The organism is Pseudoglutamicibacter albus (assembly GCF_031458175.1).
Classification (GTDB): domain Bacteria; phylum Actinomycetota; class Actinomycetes; order Actinomycetales; family Micrococcaceae; genus Pseudoglutamicibacter; species Pseudoglutamicibacter albus.
Genome location: NZ_JAVDXX010000001.1, coordinates 290259 through 306023 on the forward strand (window position 1 = coordinate 290259; position 15765 = coordinate 306023).

Below are 15765 nucleotides of genomic sequence, written 5' to 3' on the forward strand. Positions count from 1 at the left end.
GTAGGCAATACACAAAACCGATTCAATAAGGACGTTACTGAGCATGGCAAAGAATCCACCGCGTTCCTCGAATAATCAGGACCGTGTTCAGGCCGCCCGTGAACAAGCGGAGCAGCAGCGCATCGCAACGCAGAAGGCGCAGCGCCGCCGCGCTAACCTCATCAAGGCCGCTATTGCCGCTACCGTGCTGATCGTTGTCGCGGTAGCCGTGGTGATCATCATCGCCCTCAAGAACCAGGACGAAGAGCAGCATTCAGAAAGCTCGTACCCTAAGACCGGTAACGAATACGGCGGTGTGGTTTTCACGAGCCCGAACGAAGCGAAAGAATTCAACCTCAGCGGCACAGTCAAACGCCCGGAAGGGGATCCGCCTGCTCCTGCAGAGGACGTGAACATTAGTGGCGCTGACGCGAACGCTAAACCGGTCCAGGTGATCGTTTACGCTGACCCTGCGTGCCCGCACTGCTTCGAATTCGAGAGGGCTTTTGGCCCGCTGTTGAACCAGAAGCTTGAAGCAGGCGAGATCACGTTGGAACAACGCATGGTCCCGTACCTGGACCGCGGCTCACCAAGCAACTTCTCCTCGCGTGCCGTCAACATGCTCGCGTGTGTGGCTGACGCTAAGCCGGACGCATACAACGCTGTTCTCAACGACGTGTTCGAGACACACATGAACCAGGGCGAGCTGAAGAACCAGGAACTCATCGATCTTGCCAAGAAGCACGGCGTTGAAGGCAAGATTGACAGCTGCGTCACCGAAGGCCGCTTCCGCCCATGGATCGCAAACGCCGACCACCAGGCACGTGAAGATGGTGTGCGTGGAACCCCAAGCGTCTTTGTGAACGGCGAACGGTGGGACGGCGAACAAGAACCGAGCTTCGAGAACTGGCTCCAGACCAAAATCGATGACGCCAAGTAGACACCTACACGTGACAAGCGAGTGTGTGTTTAGCCGGGGAATGTCGTAAGATTGGTTATCGTGCCTGAACACACGGGCACGGTAAGCCTCCTTAGCTCAGCTGGCCAGAGCAACTGTCTTGTAAACAGTAGGTCGCCGGTTCGAATCCGGCAGGGGGCTCGAGGATATTACCGTAAAGGAATATCGTCTAGGATCCTTAGCTCAGCTGGTTAGAGCGTTCGCTTCACACGCGAGAGGTCGCTGGTTCGAGTCCAGTAGGATCCACTTAAAAGCCCCGAGTTCACTCACGAACTCGGGGCTTTTCCTTGTAATCACGCGGAAAATCCGGGTTTTCACGTCGCCGGCATATACTCACATAGTGACACTAAGTGACAGGAAAACTGCCACAGACTGCCACAAAACTGCCACACCTGGACCGAGCGGGGCGTGATGACCACGAAGAAGAAGCTGCCGCGAGGCATTGCAGAGCACCGCGGGAAGTACCGCGTCCGAATAGTGCATAGGGCGAATCGGTCAGCCTAGGTGTAGTTCCCCGTGAGGTTGTGAACGCGTTGGGCGGGGGTTTGGCCTCCGATTCCGGTGTGGGGTCGGTGGTGATTATAGTGATGTAGCCAGGCTTCGTAGGTCGCTGCTCGGGCTTCGTCACTGTAATAGGTCTTAGCGTAGGCCCATTCTTGGGTCAGAGTACGGTTGAAGCGTTCGACTTTGCCGTTGGTCTGAGGCCGGTAGGGCTTGGTGAACTGGTGTTTAATCTTTGTCCCGAGCGTGTTGTTGAACAGGCGTGAGCGGTAGCAGGCGCCGTTATCGGTCATCACTGCCTGTACGGTGATCCCAGCTTGAGCGAAAAACTCCTGAGCGCGTTGCCAGAACCCGGCCGCGGTCTGTTTCTTCTCATCGGTAAGGATCTCTGAATACGCGAGTCTCGAATAGTCATCGATGGCGTGATGTAAGAAGGCATAGCCCCTGCCGTGTTTTCCATACCCACCGTTCTTGCGCGCCTCGGGTCCAAGCATACGGTGGCCACCACCATCGGGGATCCGCCCAAGTTTCTTGATATCAACATGCACCAGCTCACCTGGGGCTTGTTTCTCATACCGCGCGATGTGCGGTGTCCTGATGGGCAGTCCTGTTCCTCGATCGATATGGGCCAGTAACGGCATCTGGTACCGGGCCAAGACTCTACCAACCGTGGACCGTGGGATACCCAAGTGGTAACTGATCCGGTGTGGGCCCCACTGGCGGGTGAACCGCAGCGCAATAATCCGGCGTTCTCGGCGAACAGACAACCGGTTAGGACAGCGACGTGGCCTGCAGGACCGATCCGTCAGTGGGGCGCCGACGAGGTAGCGTTTGGCCCATTTCGATGCGGTAGCCGGTGAGACTTGGAAACGTTCGGCGGCTCGACGAATCGTCCAGCCTTCCTCGACGATAAGCACGGCAAGACGCCGGCGACCCTCAGCAGTCAAGGGTGCATTAGGGTGAGACATGAAGACCTCCGGGTCAGGCAGGAGTTGTGGTAACCCCATACTGCCCGGAGGTCTTCACCTACCGCGAACGTTCACAACCTCCCGAGGAACTACACCTAGGCGTCTACACGACACTGACACACGCGAAGGCGGCGCTGGCTATCGCACGGGCAGACATAGCGCAGGGAACGTTCACCACACCACGAGAAGAAAAGCGGCTGAGCGAGCTGCAGCAGAAGCCACCGAACGAGAGGCCGCCCGCAACAGGTACACGGTGGATGACCTCTACCGAGACTTCGAGGAATACGAACACTCTCGAGGACTGACCGTCAGCACGATCTACTCCAGAGAATCGAAGTACCGAGTCCACGCCCGTCCCGTGCTCGGATCAATGCCAGTCATAGAAGTCACCCCCAAGGTCATCATGGACTGGTACGACAGACTGCACGAAGACAAAGGGGACGGAGTCAGCCACGATGTTTTTAGCATGGTGCGCACGATGTTCAACTACGCGATTGGCAAGGCCCGCGGTCTACCGTATGACTTCGATCGAGTGATCGAGCGCTCGCCGTTCGAGGGGCTGGAGATGAAACGCCGCTCCCCGGTGAAGGATCCTAACCGGGTACGCATCGCCACACCTGAGCAGGTCGCAGGAATCGCCGCAGAGATGAAGCCTCACGTCCGCTTCGCCGTCTACATCGCCGCATGGGCGGGGCTACGCATGGGCGAAGTGCTCGAGCTACGTCGCAGCGACTTCTACACCACACAGGGACGAAACGGCACACAGTACTTCATCTCCATCAAACGGCAGGTTCAGCACCGCGGGGGCGGGGCACAAGAGCAGTCACCGCTCTCATGTTGTTTTTAACACCTGAACACGCGCGTTCTATCTACGCATCTACCTGCAGGATCCACGGCGAAAGAACCCCAGAACGTGCCCTAGCACGGCAGACACTCACCGCCGCTAAGATTCCATGCCCTCATCACACGCGAGGCCGCTAACGGTGCGACAGTGACCCCTGAACAGGCCGACGCGCTCGCCGGCATACTGCAGGGGGGGCAAAGTGATCACCACCAAACAGCAAAACAAACTCACCGAACAGCTGAGCGCCGAACAGGCGGCTGAGAGGCTCAACGTCAGCCTTCGCACGATTAGGCGGCTCATCGCCCGCGGAGAGCTGAGGGCGTATCGTATCCAGCTCGATGCAGCGAGAATCTATCCTGGAAGTCTCCGACCTCGGCGCACTGCCTAGAGGCCGTGCCATCGTTACCGGCCCGGGCATTCCTGCAGGACTGCTCGAACTCGTGCACTTCTCCCAAAAGTCCTATGGCCAAGATGTGAAGCTCTCACAGGACTACTACGAGAACGTGGAAAAGTTCCTCTCATAGGCGCCGCCTTCTCCCCGGCAACGCGTAGAAGTAATCACATACACACAAAACCAAGTCATACGTAACCTCGGATACTCCCCTTAAGCCACGAAAAGGCCGCCAAAGAGCTATTGCTCACTGGCAGCCTTTTTCAAACCAACGAGAAGACCCCTATGAGGAAGATCCCTGCGAATTAGTAGGAGACAACTCCATGGTTCCTTCAGGGTCTTCCTGTACCGACCATTGCTGATCGGCCGGGAACGCCTTCACATAGTCTGTCTTTCCAGAGCAGAAATCAACCTTCGAACGGCTCAACTCAACCGGCTGGGCATCATTTCCTTGTCCAAAGACCAACCACTGTCGCTGGTCCCCGGAGTCAGCATCCAACTGATCCACCACGTTTTTCATAGGGGCAGGCAGATCTGCAGAAGCCGAGGAATACGGGCACACCACTGCAACACGTTCCCAAGATTCCATGGGCGAATCCTGCTGCGGAAGCATCACAGTTTTACCAGGCTTCGCCTCAGAAATCAGCGTTTCCTCGTATGAACCTTGCGTAGCGCAACCAGCCATCAGCACGGCCAGAGCAGTCACAGGGATAATTTTCAAAGACAGTCGTTTAGTAGTTTTCATGCTCGCATTCAATGATTTTTGAGGGTAACCAGCTTGTTGAACTAGCCCCCGAAAGTTGGACTGGTTTAATTCTAGGCGGCGAGGGGTTCAAGGGTCTGATTCCGGTATTGCATCGGGGTCAGGCCCTTGAGTCGTTGTTGGACGCGTTCGGTGTTGTACCACCCGATGTACTCGTCGATCGCTTGGTTGAACTCTGCGACCGTGTCGAAGACCTCACCGTGGTACATCTCTGTCTTCAAGTGCCCGAAGAAGTTCTCCATGACCGCGTTGTCGTAACAGTTGGCTTTACGCGACATCGACTGAACACCACCGTTGTCGCCGATCAGATTGCGCCACGAGGCATGCTGGTACTGGAAGCCTTGATCGGTGTGCATCATCCACCCGGGTTCAGGTGCACACGCTGCGATTGCCTTGGACAAGGAATCGGTGGTCAACGCTGTCGAGGGTGATGTAGCCACGGTGTGAGCGACGATAGAGCGGTCGAACAAGTCCATCACCGGTGACAAATACACTTTTCGGCCTTGGACCCTGAACTCGGTGACGTCGCTGACAAAGACGGTATTTGGCTTATCCGGGGTGAACTTGCGGTCAAGCGTGTTGTCAGCGATGTGGCTGATCGTCCCAGCGTAGGAAACATACGGCCTGCGCTGGCGGATCTTGGCTCGAAGACCCATCTGGTGCATGAGTTTGTAGACGAGTTTGTGGTTGAGCACCCAGCCCTGGTTGCGCAGGTCAAGTAGCACCCTCCGGTAGCCGTAGCGATGCTTGTTACGTTCGAAGCACTCCCGGATCGCGTCTTTGAGTGCCGCGTACTTATCCGGTTCGTTGAGGCGTTTCTGGTGGTAGAAAAACGTCGATCTCGGCATGCCTGCCGCATCCAAAAGGTATTGCAGACGATGCTGTGACTTGAGGATGACGATCGCCTGGACTTTCAGGCGTGTCCCTGGTTCCTCAAGTCCCGCAATTTTTTAGATACGCGTTTTCCGCTTCCAAGCGTGCGATCTGACGGCGCAGCTTGTCTTCTTCTGTAAGCCGCTTCGGTGCGGCCGAGCCTTTGGGTCTGCCCTTCGGCTTCGGTTTCAACGCGTCATCGCCGCTTTGACGCCATTTCTGGGACCAATCTTTGACGAGTTTGTCTGAGGACAGGCCAAATTCACGGGCAAGATCCATCTTTGTCTCGCCGGCAAGGTGGCGTTGGACAACTTCCTTCTTGATCTCGAACGAGTACTGCTGCTTTGTCGGTTTCTCCACAAGACATAGCCTGCCATGCAGCTGAAACCGACGACGCAGCGTACGGACGGCGTATTTGGAGACACCAAGAGTCTTGGCAGCGGCTGTATAACCCATGCCTTGCTCGAAACACTCAACCAACTGCTCACGCTGATGTTCGCTCAGCGAACTTCGTGCTCTCAATGAAAACTGCTCCCCACTAGTCGGTAACTGATTTCTCAGTCCAACTAAAGGGGAGCAGTTCACTCTGAGGAACCGCGCGGGGGTTGTGCTGTGTGTGGAACACGGTGGGGTTTGTTGGTGGTACTTGGGGTGGGTCCTAGTTTTGGGCATCGCTACCAGCGAGTAAGCCGAGGGTTTGTAAGGTTAGGCTACCCTTGGTATTATTTTGAAATTGTTGCGCGTCATGCTGTGCCCGTGACCTGCCGGAGTATTCTTTCCGGATATTTTGGGTCGCTTGCACCGCGATGTCCCGCTGCAGTCGAAGCACCCAAAACTCTCACACTTTAAGGCCCGACATGTTCCTGAAGAAGACTCTGAGCCGCCGCGCGGCTATCAAGACCACAGCAGCTCTGGCTGTATCCGCCCTCGTTCTCACCGGTTGCGCGCGAGGGGAGGTGCAGGCCTCAGGAGGGGAAGGGGCAGGCAATGAGCGGATCGCGGCAGTTGGGCTCGGGGACGCCGATACACTGCTCGCTCTCGGAATCCAGCCTGTCCTGGTAGCGCCGTGGGGTGCGGAGGGCGATGTGGATGCCTCGGGCGTTGGCCCATGGGCAACCGACAAGCTTGGGGACGAGAAGCCAGAAACTGTCTACGGCACCGGTAACGGCTTCACTGCTGAAGTTCTGGAAAAGATTTCGGCTGCCGATCCCGACAAGATCATCGCTGTGAACAGCGCCGTGGATGAGCAGGCGAAGAAGGCTCTCAACGACATTGCCCCAACCACCGTCAAGCCAGAGGGGACAACGGACTGGCAGATCCCGTGGCGAGACCAGGTAGCCCAGATCGCGAGGGCTGTGGATAAGAAGGAGGAAGGGGACAAGCTCGTCGAGGAGACGCAGAAGGCTTTCGAGGACTTCCGAAAGCAGCACCCCGAGCTCAAGGGCAAGCGCGCAGCTATCGTCATGCCCTACGAGGGCAAGATTGGCCTGTACACCTCCGGCGATGGTCGAGGGCAGTTCATCGAGAACTTGGGCTTCGACATTCCGAAGGAGCTTGAGGGCAATGGCGGTGAGTTCTACCGCGACATCGCTCCCGAGAACTACAACGAGCTCAACAACGTGGATTACCTCTTTGTGCTCGATTACCAGGGGGCAGCAGAAACTCTGAAGAAGGATCCAACCTTCAGCAAGCTCGAGGTGGTTCGCGAGGGCAAGGTGTACTGGATGGAGGACAACGTCGGTAACGCGATGAGCATGCCCAACCCCCTGACCATCCCGTGGGCCGTCGAGAAGTTCTCCGACGCGGTCTAGCTGCAGAAGTTCTGTGATCAAAGCGCTCTCACCGCTCGCCTCTCCCGCACAACGCCTACGTGGCGGTGCGGGGGCTAGGCGTCCCCTGTCCGTTGTCGCGGTTACGCTTGGCGCACTGGCTTTTCTGGTGCTTTTGATGATCGCCTCCTTGTACCTAGGGGCCCGCAGCCTGTCGATGGGGGAGGTGACCAGCATCCTCCTGCACGGACCGCACCACGCGCCACATTCCACCGCTGGCGCAGAGCAGGCAGGGATTGTTTGGGACCTGCGCGTGCCCCGCACTCTCTTGGCTGTGTTCGCGGGCGCAGCCCTCGCCATGGCGGGAGCGATCGCGCAGAGCTGGACACGCAACCCCTTGGCGGACCCCGGCATCATCGGTGTCAACGCCGGCGCGGGATTCGCGGTCGCCGTCTCACTCACCGTGGGGTGGGCGACGACGGTCGGGCACCGGGCAGTGGCAGGGCTTATCGGTGCGGCCATTGCCGCGCTGGTCGTCCTGCTTATCTCCCGGGTCTCCCGCGACCCATTGACGCTGGTGCTGGTAGGCGTCGGCGTCACCTTCACCCTGCAAGCAGCCACGAATATGCTGAGCCTCTATTCCTCCGACACCCTGGAGGGACTGCGCCGCTGGACCGTCGGCTCCACCGCAGGGCGCGGTATGGATGACGTGCTGATGGCTGCTGTCGGCCTAGCCCTCGGGGCACTGTGCGCGGCGTTAGCGGCACGGCCACTGGACCTTCTGGCCATGGGTGAGGATGCGGCTCGTTCCCTGGGTGGCTCGCCCGCCCGAGCACGTCTGCTCGCCGCCGCTGCGGTGGTTATTCTTGCCGGTTCGGCGACCGCCACCGTGGGGCTTGTTACTTTTGTGGGCTTTGCCGTACCGCATTTGCTGCGGCCTGTCACCGGCCCTGGGCTTACGCGCTTGCTGGTGCCCACCGCGGTGGTTGGCGGCGCTGCCACGTTGTTGGCAGACATTGTTGGTCGTTTCGTGCTGCAGCCGAATGAACTCGAGATGTCGATTGTTCTGGCTATCGGCTGTGCGCCCATTATGGTCGCGGCGGTTCGTCGTCGGCGAGGCATTTCGGGCTCGAAAGACGCGGAGGTGGCAGTGTGAGCGGGATGACGGCATTGCACGCAGTCAAGCGCGCTCGCACCAGGCGTATCTTCCTGGCGACATTAGGCTTCGCCGCCGCCACGGTGCTCGGTTATTTCCTCATTCTTGGGCAGGGGGCTGTGAAGCTCAGCCCGGCTGAGGTGCTTGATGTTCTCACCGGTGGCGGTACGCGCCAGGCGATCAACGTTGTGTGGGATCTGCGCCTTCCCGTGGCCATCGCCACCGTCGTGGTTGGCGCGGCCCTGGGGCTCGCCGGATCATGGACTCAAGCCATGGCCCGCAATCCGCTAGCCAGCCCCGATATCCTCGGCGTTTCCGGGGGCGCAGCAGTGCTTGTCGTTGCGGGCACAGTGCTTGCCCGACCGGCATGGAGCGAGGGTATCCCGACGTTTTGGTGGCGTGCGGGACTCGCCCTCATCGGCTCCCTGGTGATTGTCGCGTTGCTTATGCTGCTCGGTGGCTTTGGCACCTCTCAGCGCGTGGTGCTCATTGGCCTGGCGCTTTCTTTTCTTACGCAGGCCTTGGTGCAGTATCTTTTGCTCAAAGCAGAGCTGACCCGTGCTGCCGATGCTCAAACGTGGCTCGCTGGTTCCACCGGCTTCGTACGCACCGAAGCGTTGTTGCCCATGGTGTTGGGCATGCTGCCTTTCGTGGTCTTGGGCCTCGTCGTCACGGTCGATCTTCCACTTTTTGCTCATGACGACGCCACCGCTTCCACCCTTGGCGTGAATGTCACCCGGGTGCGCTCGATCTTGCTTATCGCAGCGACCGGCATCGTTGCGGTCGTGGTTTCCTTTGTTGGGCCCATCGGTTTTATCGCGTTGCTGGCTCCTCAGTTGGCCAAGTTGGTGGCCGGTACCCCTACGCCTCATCCGTTGTGTTCGGCTGTTGCGGGATCCGCGCTCATGGCCGTGTGCGCGGTGGTGGCAGGTGCGTTGCCCTTTACTGCTCCTGTGGGGTTGGTGACCGCGATTATCGGCGGACCTGCGCTGATTTGGTTGGTGTGGTCGGCCGCGCGTCGCGGAACTGTGAAAGGAACGATCCAATGAGTATGCGAGTCGAGCACGTGACGGTCGGCTACAGCGAGGACCGGAGCATCGTTAAGGATGTCTCTTTTGAAGCGCAGCCGGGGCAGGTCACGACGCTGCTTGGCCCCAATGGCTGTGGCAAGTCCACCCTGCTCAAGGCCCTGTCCAGGCTTCTCGTTCCCAGCCAGGGGCGGGTGCTCGTCGCGGATAAGGACGTCCACGGCTTGGGCGCCCGCGAGGCAGCTCGTCTCATCGCGCTCTTGCCGCAACATCCGATCTGCCCGCCGGGGCTGACGGTAGGGGAGCTGGTGGAGCGTGGGAGGCACCCCTACCGGCGCGCGCTGTGGGGTGGGAGCGAATCGCCCTCCGAGGACCGGAAGAAGGTGCGGGAGGCGTTGGAGAAAACAGCGACTGACCACCTTGCCGCTCGTGATGTGGCGGCGCTCTCTGGTGGCCAGAGGCAGCGCGTCTGGATGGCGATGGTGCTGGCGCAGGATACGCCAGTCGTGTTGCTGGATGAGCCGACAACTTACCTAGACCCAGCGCATGCGATGGAGATCCTGGGGATCGTGCGCGAGCTCGCTCGGGAGGGCAAGACAGTCGTGACGGTGCTGCATGACCTCAGCCTGGCTGGTGCCTTCAGCGACACCATGATCGTGATGAAGGGTGGGAAAAAGATCGCGCAGGGCGCACCGCGGGAAGCGCTAACGGAGGATGTGCTCCACGAGGCTTATGGCCTGCGCGCTGAGGTGTGGGAGGACCCCCGTGGCACAGCGCCGATCATCGTGCCACGAGGAGTCGTCGACAACCCCACCCAGGCCTCCTAGCGCCACACCGCAGAGGGCGGTGGCTAGGTGCTCGGGATTGGCGTCATCTGACCCGAGCTAAGGGCGAGCCCTGCCGATGAACCAGTACGGGCACCATTGCACGGAGTCGCTCTTAAGACCCCACGAGTCAATGACGTGGCGCCGTACGTCTTTGCAGAGATCTCCTTCGCCCGCGACCCAGACATATGACGCGCGGGTGGCGGGGTGCTTGGCTTCGTCGAGTTGGCGAAGGTGCGACAGGGTGGCGCCGCTGAACTCTGTCGTAGGGCGGAGAATAACTTTTAAGCTGCCTACCTTGTCCTGCCAGTGTTCACGTAGCAGCGGTTCCAGGTCGTGCTGGCTTTCGGCAAGCACAATCACGTGCATCTCGGGTAGCTGTTCGGGCGCGAAGGTCTGCGTGTACTCCAGGATGGCGCGGAGGGAAGGCGCTGCAGAGGGGTCGGCAATCAAGGTCTGGGAAGCCTGCTGACGATGCCACAGACCCTGGCATGTCCACAGAGCGACGTCATCGCCGACGTGGGCGTTCAACGCCCAAGAAAGCCCGGGGCCGATGTGCTCGTCATCAGGGCTGCTTATGCCGTGCGTAACCACATCGAAAGTGAGGATTCCGCGTTCGGAATCAAGTGTTCGGACGGTGTACCAGCGCAGAATCGGGCGCCGCCCCTCCGGCATAGCCGCCACGCTGGCGCGGATGTTAATGCCACCATCGTGATCTGGAAGGTGCAGCTGCGCGCCGGGGGTCGGGGGCATGAGGAGGCCAAAGAACTCATCAGGACCAGAGAGTTGGCAACCCATTAGTTCGGGTGACTGGACGGCGATCCGACGCAAATTCTTTGCCGGAGCACTGATGCTGCAGACCTCAGCGCGGATGATGCGATGACCGCGCTCGCTTGGGGTATCGAGCAGCTGGTGATCAACGTATGAAGTGGGTCGGGTGGCGCTGATCGCGAGGGGATCCATGGTGTTCTGGCTCTTCGACATAATACTGGTAAGCCTACCCTTAGCGTGAGCTGGGGTTGGGTCTGATGGTCAGGGGGAGGGCTGCGCCGGGGGCTAGAGCGCACAAACCCCGCCTGGTTCTTTGAACTAGCCCCCGAAAGTTGGACTGGTTTAATTCTAGGCGGTGAGGGGTTCAAGGGTCTGATTCCGGTATTGCATCGGGGTCAGGCCCTTGAGTCGTTGTTGGACGCGTTCGGTGTTGTACCACCCGATGTACTCGTCGATCGCTTGGTTGAACTCTGCGACCGTGTCGAAGACCTCACCGTGGTACATCTCTGTCTTCAAGTGCCCGAAGAAGTTCTCCATGACCGCGTTGTCGTAACAGTTGGCTTTACGCGACATCGACTGAACACCACCGTTGTCGCCGATCAGATTGCGCCACGAGGCATGCTGGTACTGGAAGCCTTGATCGGTGTGCATCATCCACCCGGGTTCAGGTGCACACGCTGCGATTGCCTTGGACAAGGAATCGGTGGTCAACGCTGTCGAGGGTGATGTAGCCACGGTGTGAGCGACGATAGAGCGGTCGAACAAGTCCATCACCGGTGACAAATACACTTTTCGGCCTTGGACCCTGAACTCGGTGACGTCGCTGACAAAGACGGTATTCGGCCTATCTGGGGTGAACTTGCGGTCAAGCGTGTTGTCAGCGATGTGGCTGATCGTCCCAGTGTAGGAAACATATGGCCTGCGCTGGCGGATCTTGGCTCGAAGACCCATCTGGTGCATGAGTTTGTAGACGAGTTTGTGGTTGAGCACCCAGCCTTGGTTCCGCAGGTCAAGTAGGACTCGCCTATAGCCGTAGCGATGCTTGTTACGTTCGAAGCACTCCCGGATCGCGGCTTTGAGTGCTGCGTGCTTATCCGGCTTGTTGAGGCGTTTCTGGTGGTAGAAGAACGTCGATCTCGGCATGCCTGCCGCATCCAAAAGGTATTGCAGACGATGCTGTGACTTGAGGATGACGATCGCCTGGACTTTCAGGCGTGTCCCTGGTTCCTCAAGTCCCGCAATTTTTTGAGATACGCGTTTTCCGCTTCCAAGCGTGCGATCTGACGGCGCAGCTTGTCTTCTTCTGTAAGCCGCTTCGGTGCGGCCGAGCCTTTGGGTCTGCCCTTCGGCTTCGGTTTCAACGCGTCATCGCCGCTTTGACGCCATTTCTGGGACCAATCTTTGACGAGTTTGTCTGAGGACAGGCCAAATTCACGGGCAAGATCCATCTTTGTCTCGCCGGCAAGGTGGCGTTGGACAACTTCCTTCTTGATCTCGAACGAGTACTGCTGCTTTGTCGGTTTCTCCACAAGACATAGCCTGCCATGCAGCTGAAACCGACGACGCAGCGTACGGACGGCGTATTTGGAGACACCAAGAGTCTTGGCAGCGGCTGTATAACCCATGCCTTGCTCGAAACACTCAACCAACTGCTCACGCTGATGTTCGCTCAGCGAACTTCGTGCTCTCAATGAAAACTGCTCCCCACTAGTCGGTAACTGATTTCTCAGTCCAACTAAAGGGGAGCAGTTCACTCACGAACTCGGGGCTTTTCCTTTGTTTACGTCCTGGAAATGCACGCGTCTGCGTCACGGCCTAAAGTGGGATAAGGCGCAAAGTACAACGTGCAGAAATCATGTGCAGAAAGCCACGTGTAGAAGGGCATGGGCGCGTTTCTGAGTAGCGGCAATACTAGGCGAAACACTAGAGGAACCACTGGGCGAGGGGAGACGACAACAGAATGACCCACCGTCAGAACTCACGCCAGCCACGCTTCCGCCGCAAGAACAAAACTGTCCCCAACCTCCAGCCCCACCAAGCTGGCCTCGACCCGGACGTACCTCACCCGACCACATTCGACCCCAACATTCCGCTACCTGCCGTCCCTCCGCCATCGATACGCAGCATCGCTAACGACAACGACAACCTTCTCCGCGAAGAATCGCGTGCAAAACCGACGCATGCCGAACCGGCTCATGCAGAACCGACTGATGAAGAAGTCGCCGGCGTAGAAGTAGTCGACCCGTCTCATCAGGCCGATACCCCGGCGACCTCCGTCTGGACTGTTGCGCAACGCCAGGGGTCCATCCTGCGTTCGCTTGAAGCCGCCCAAATTACGCAAGACCAAGCACCCGTAGCTGATCCCGCCCACGCAGGTGACGCTGAGCGGCCCGCGAACACCGCATCGATAGCCGAAACCGCGCCAAAAGAAACCGGCAGACCGCATAAAAAGAAAGGCCCCCGCGGAGTTCGGGCGCCACATCGTCGTGGGAAAGCCAGCGCCGCAGAGAAAGGCAGCGGCCGGAAACAGAAAACCAAGGTAAGCGATACAGAACAGCGTGCGACGACGGCACCAATCGTGCGCGGGCTGCGTGGCATGATCCAGGGCGAAGCGCCAGCAACAACCACGTTCAACATTGTTGACAGGCTCATCGGCTCACCCTTTGAACAAGCTGCCGCCCGCACCGACCCCCAAGCTGAAGCGGAAAAGGAAGCCGAAAACGTACGACGCGCAATGCGGTTCGCGCTCGACATCGCCGAACTCATGCTGCGGTGGGGCTCCGGCGCGCAAGAAGTTGAGACCGCGGTCATCGCAGTAACCGCCTCGTGCGGGCTGCGGCACGTGGACATGGACATCACGAACCAGTCGATCCACCTCAACTGGACCCCACCAGAAGGCATGCCGGTCTCTGTGATGCGAGTGGTGCGTTCCTTCTCCGACAACTACAAGTCGCTTGCCGCACTGCACCAACTGGTCTCCGACATCTCCGCGGGCCGTGTGGAAATGGAAGCGGCCCAAGCGCGCATGCGTGCAATCCGCCGGTACAGGCACCCGTACTCGGCGAAAGTCACGTTCATCGGAAGTCTCGCGTTCGCGACCCTCTTCGTGGTCTTCATCGGCGGTGGTTGGCGCGCCGCAACCGCGGTGTTCTTCACCCAGGCGTTCATCACGACCGTCACCAGGCTCAACATCAAATGGCGAGTCCCGGAATTCTTCAACGTCGCATCCAGTACGCTGCTGGCGACCATCATCGCGCTCGTACTCTATAACTACGAGATCATCAACAACCCCGAAATGGTGGTTGCCGGTGGGCTCATGCTGATCCTGCCCGCCGGCCGGTTCGTCTCCGCAGTGCAAGATGCGATCTACGGGTTTCCGCTCACCGCGGTCTCCAGACTGTTCTCAGCGCTCATCATCTACGCGGCGATCATCACCGGCGTCATGGCCGGCGCCTATGTTGCGGGCTTCTTCAACCTCAGCGAAATCGACCTCGCCCGGCCCCCTGCAGGCAACAACCTCCCGTTCTGGGTGCTCGCGCTACTCGCGGTCTTCGCAGTCCTGAGCGGGGCCGTCATCCAGCAGGTCGCGCCACGGCACCTCATCGCCATCGCGCTCGTTGTGCTCGCCGGCTACTCGACGTTCTGGATCTTCGCTAACACCCTCAACGTGGGGCCACGCGCAACCCCTGCGGTCGCCGCGACAGTCATGGGCCTGCTTGCACGCTTACTAGCTCAACGGCTTAACATTCCATCGCTGATCCTGATCGTCCCATCAGTGATCATCATTCTTCCCGGACTTGCGATCTTCCGCTCCATGTACGCGATGGTTCAACAAGCAGAAGGTATCTCCACGTCGATCGCAGGCATGGTCGTCTCGTTCTCGATCATCATGGCTATCGCCGTGGGCGCCGCGTTCGGTGACCTCCTAGCACGCCCCTTCACCTCCGCACATAACCGAGCAACCAAGCAGCGCTTCCGCCGCCGCTAACGCCGCTACACGGTCCAGTCGATGGGGTCATACCCCATCGAGACCAGGGCCTGATTCGCGCGTGAAAAAGGACGCGAACCGAAAAAGCCGCGACGGGCCGACAACGGCGAAGGGTGCGCGCTCTTGATCACCGGATGCTCCTGAAGCATGGGCTCGAAACTTTGGGCATGCCGGCCCCACAGTATGCAAACAGGAGCGCCCGCGCCGTATTGCCCCTGCGTCTGTTGCCCAGATCCGTAATGACCAGATCCGTAACGACCAGGTCCGTGCTGACCAGATCCTTGCCGACGTGCCCCGCGCCGACCCAGCTCCGACACGATCGCGCCCGTGACCTCGTGCCAACCGCAACGCGAATGAGAGCCAGCCTCGCCACGAGTCACCGTCAGCGAGGAGTTCAACAGCATCACGCCCTGAGCCAGCCACCGCGAAAGATCACCGTGCGCGGCCGGGGCGAGCCCCACATCGTCAGCAAGCTCACGGTAAATATTCACCAAGCTACGGGGAAGCGGCCGCACTGACGCATCACACGCGAAAGCTAGGCCGATCGGATGCCCCTCAGTCGGGTAAGGGTCCTGCCCAATAATCAGGACCCGGACGTCCTCCGGGGGAATAGACAAAGCACGGAACACATGTTGCGGAGCCGGCAGAATACGCTCGCCCGCGGCAAGGCGGGCAGCCAACTCGTCCCCCACACGCCCCAGCTGCGGACCCAAGCCAGCCAAAACATCACACCAGGCCGGTGCGACACCCCAGCTCAGCCACCGTTCACGCCAGCGCGGGAACCAACTGGAGGGATCAGCGGAGACCTCCGCGCTCGTCGGGACGATTACAGCAGGTAACGCATCAGCCGGTAATGCACTCATGAATCAATGCTGGCATGTGCGACGGTTAGAATGAAACACGCACCGCGGCGAAACTAGACGGCCACACCAGACGGACAAGCCCGAGGGGT

13 protein-coding genes, 2 tRNA genes and 4 pseudogenes are annotated in these 15765 nt (G+C 59.4%); 11 read left to right on the plus strand and 8 right to left on the minus strand.

Going from position 1 to position 15765, the window contains the following annotated elements; genetic code table 11:
* Window positions 1-43 precede the first annotated feature (43 nt).
* The 3 genes from J2S67_RS01220 (at window position 44) to J2S67_RS01230 (ending at window position 1183) form a co-directional block, all read left to right on the plus strand.
* Window positions 44-919: a DsbA family protein gene (locus tag J2S67_RS01220; protein WP_035754828.1), complete on the plus strand. Its 876-nt coding sequence runs from the start codon at window positions 44-46 to the stop codon at window positions 917-919.
* 85 nt (window positions 920-1004) lie between these two features.
* A tRNA-Thr gene (locus J2S67_RS01225) sits at window positions 1005-1078 on the plus strand.
* 31 nt (window positions 1079-1109) lie between these two features.
* Window positions 1110-1183, plus strand: a tRNA-Val gene (locus J2S67_RS01230).
* A 254-nt stretch (window positions 1184-1437) separates the two neighbouring features.
* Here J2S67_RS01230 and J2S67_RS01235 read toward each other — a convergent pair.
* Entirely contained in the window at window positions 1438-2406 is a 969-nt protein-coding gene (locus J2S67_RS01235; protein ID WP_310245531.1) for an IS481 family transposase, read from the minus strand.
* A 253-nt stretch (window positions 2407-2659) separates the two neighbouring features.
* Between J2S67_RS01235 and J2S67_RS01240 the strand changes: the two genes are divergently transcribed.
* From J2S67_RS01240 to J2S67_RS01245, 3 genes are all read left to right on the plus strand, one after another.
* Window positions 2660-3253, plus strand: coding sequence for a tyrosine-type recombinase/integrase (locus tag J2S67_RS01240; protein WP_310245534.1), 594 nt, complete (start codon window positions 2660-2662; stop codon window positions 3251-3253).
* Between the two features lie 196 nt (window positions 3254-3449).
* Complete coding sequence (locus tag J2S67_RS09810; protein ID WP_083289322.1) at window positions 3450-3638, plus strand: excisionase family DNA-binding protein; 189 nt, start codon at window positions 3450-3452, stop codon at window positions 3636-3638.
* Window positions 3589-3774, plus strand: coding sequence for a hypothetical protein (locus J2S67_RS01245; RefSeq protein WP_035754835.1), 186 nt, complete (start codon window positions 3589-3591; stop codon window positions 3772-3774). The genes J2S67_RS09810 and J2S67_RS01245 overlap by 50 nt, the downstream gene beginning before the upstream one ends.
* Window positions 3775-3924: 150 nt before the next feature.
* Here J2S67_RS01245 and J2S67_RS01250 read toward each other — a convergent pair whose 3' ends face one another.
* From J2S67_RS01250 to J2S67_RS09815, 3 genes and pseudogenes are all read right to left on the minus strand, one after another.
* Window positions 3925-4386: a hypothetical protein gene (locus J2S67_RS01250; protein ID WP_285332749.1), complete on the minus strand. Its 462-nt coding sequence runs from the start codon at window positions 4384-4386 to the stop codon at window positions 3925-3927.
* A gap of 71 nt (window positions 4387-4457) precedes the next feature.
* Window positions 4458-5646, minus strand: a pseudogene (locus J2S67_RS01255) (IS3 family transposase); the annotation flags it as partial.
* A 15-nt stretch (window positions 5647-5661) separates the two neighbouring features.
* Window positions 5662-5949: pseudogene (locus J2S67_RS09815) on the minus strand (helix-turn-helix domain-containing protein); the annotation flags it as partial.
* Window positions 5950-6134: 185 nt separating this feature from the next.
* Between J2S67_RS09815 and J2S67_RS01260 the strand changes: the two are divergent.
* From J2S67_RS01260 to J2S67_RS01275, 4 genes are all read left to right on the plus strand, one after another.
* On the plus strand, window positions 6135-7088 hold the full coding sequence (locus J2S67_RS01260; protein WP_310245541.1) for an iron-siderophore ABC transporter substrate-binding protein: 954 nt from the start codon (window positions 6135-6137) through the stop codon (window positions 7086-7088).
* 136 nt (window positions 7089-7224) lie between these two features.
* A complete protein-coding gene (locus J2S67_RS01265) occupies window positions 7225-8202 on the plus strand; it encodes a FecCD family ABC transporter permease (RefSeq protein WP_198020645.1) in 978 nt (325 codons plus the stop codon).
* Between the two features lie 5 nt (window positions 8203-8207).
* On the plus strand, window positions 8208-9251 hold the full coding sequence (locus tag J2S67_RS01270) for a FecCD family ABC transporter permease (protein WP_070491595.1): 1044 nt from the start codon (window positions 8208-8210) through the stop codon (window positions 9249-9251).
* Window positions 9248-10057, plus strand: coding sequence for an ABC transporter ATP-binding protein (locus tag J2S67_RS01275; RefSeq protein WP_070491591.1), 810 nt, complete (start codon window positions 9248-9250; stop codon window positions 10055-10057). Before J2S67_RS01270 ends, J2S67_RS01275 begins: the two co-directional genes overlap by 4 nt.
* A gap of 57 nt (window positions 10058-10114) precedes the next feature.
* On the opposite strand, the gene J2S67_RS01280 is transcribed toward J2S67_RS01275, so the two are convergent.
* The 3 genes and pseudogenes from J2S67_RS01280 to J2S67_RS09820 all read right to left on the minus strand — a co-directional run.
* Entirely contained in the window at window positions 10115-11038 is a 924-nt protein-coding gene (locus J2S67_RS01280) for a siderophore-interacting protein (protein WP_070491593.1), read from the minus strand.
* 135 nt (window positions 11039-11173) lie between these two features.
* Window positions 11174-12363, minus strand: a pseudogene (locus J2S67_RS01285) (IS3 family transposase); the annotation flags it as partial.
* Window positions 12364-12378: 15 nt separating this feature from the next.
* A pseudogene (locus J2S67_RS09820) lies at window positions 12379-12579 on the minus strand (helix-turn-helix domain-containing protein); the annotation flags it as partial.
* Between the two features lie 206 nt (window positions 12580-12785).
* On the opposite strand from J2S67_RS09820, the gene J2S67_RS01290 reads away from it, so the two are divergent.
* Window positions 12786-14813 carry a threonine/serine exporter family protein gene (locus J2S67_RS01290; protein WP_310245548.1) on the plus strand — a complete coding sequence of 676 codons (2028 nt, stop codon included), beginning with the start codon at window positions 12786-12788 and terminating at the stop codon, window positions 14811-14813.
* A gap of 5 nt (window positions 14814-14818) precedes the next feature.
* Here J2S67_RS01290 and J2S67_RS01295 read toward each other — a convergent pair whose 3' ends face one another.
* Entirely contained in the window at window positions 14819-15676 is an 858-nt protein-coding gene (locus J2S67_RS01295; protein WP_083285504.1) for a uracil-DNA glycosylase, read from the minus strand.
* Window positions 15677-15765: the final 89 nt, after the last annotated feature.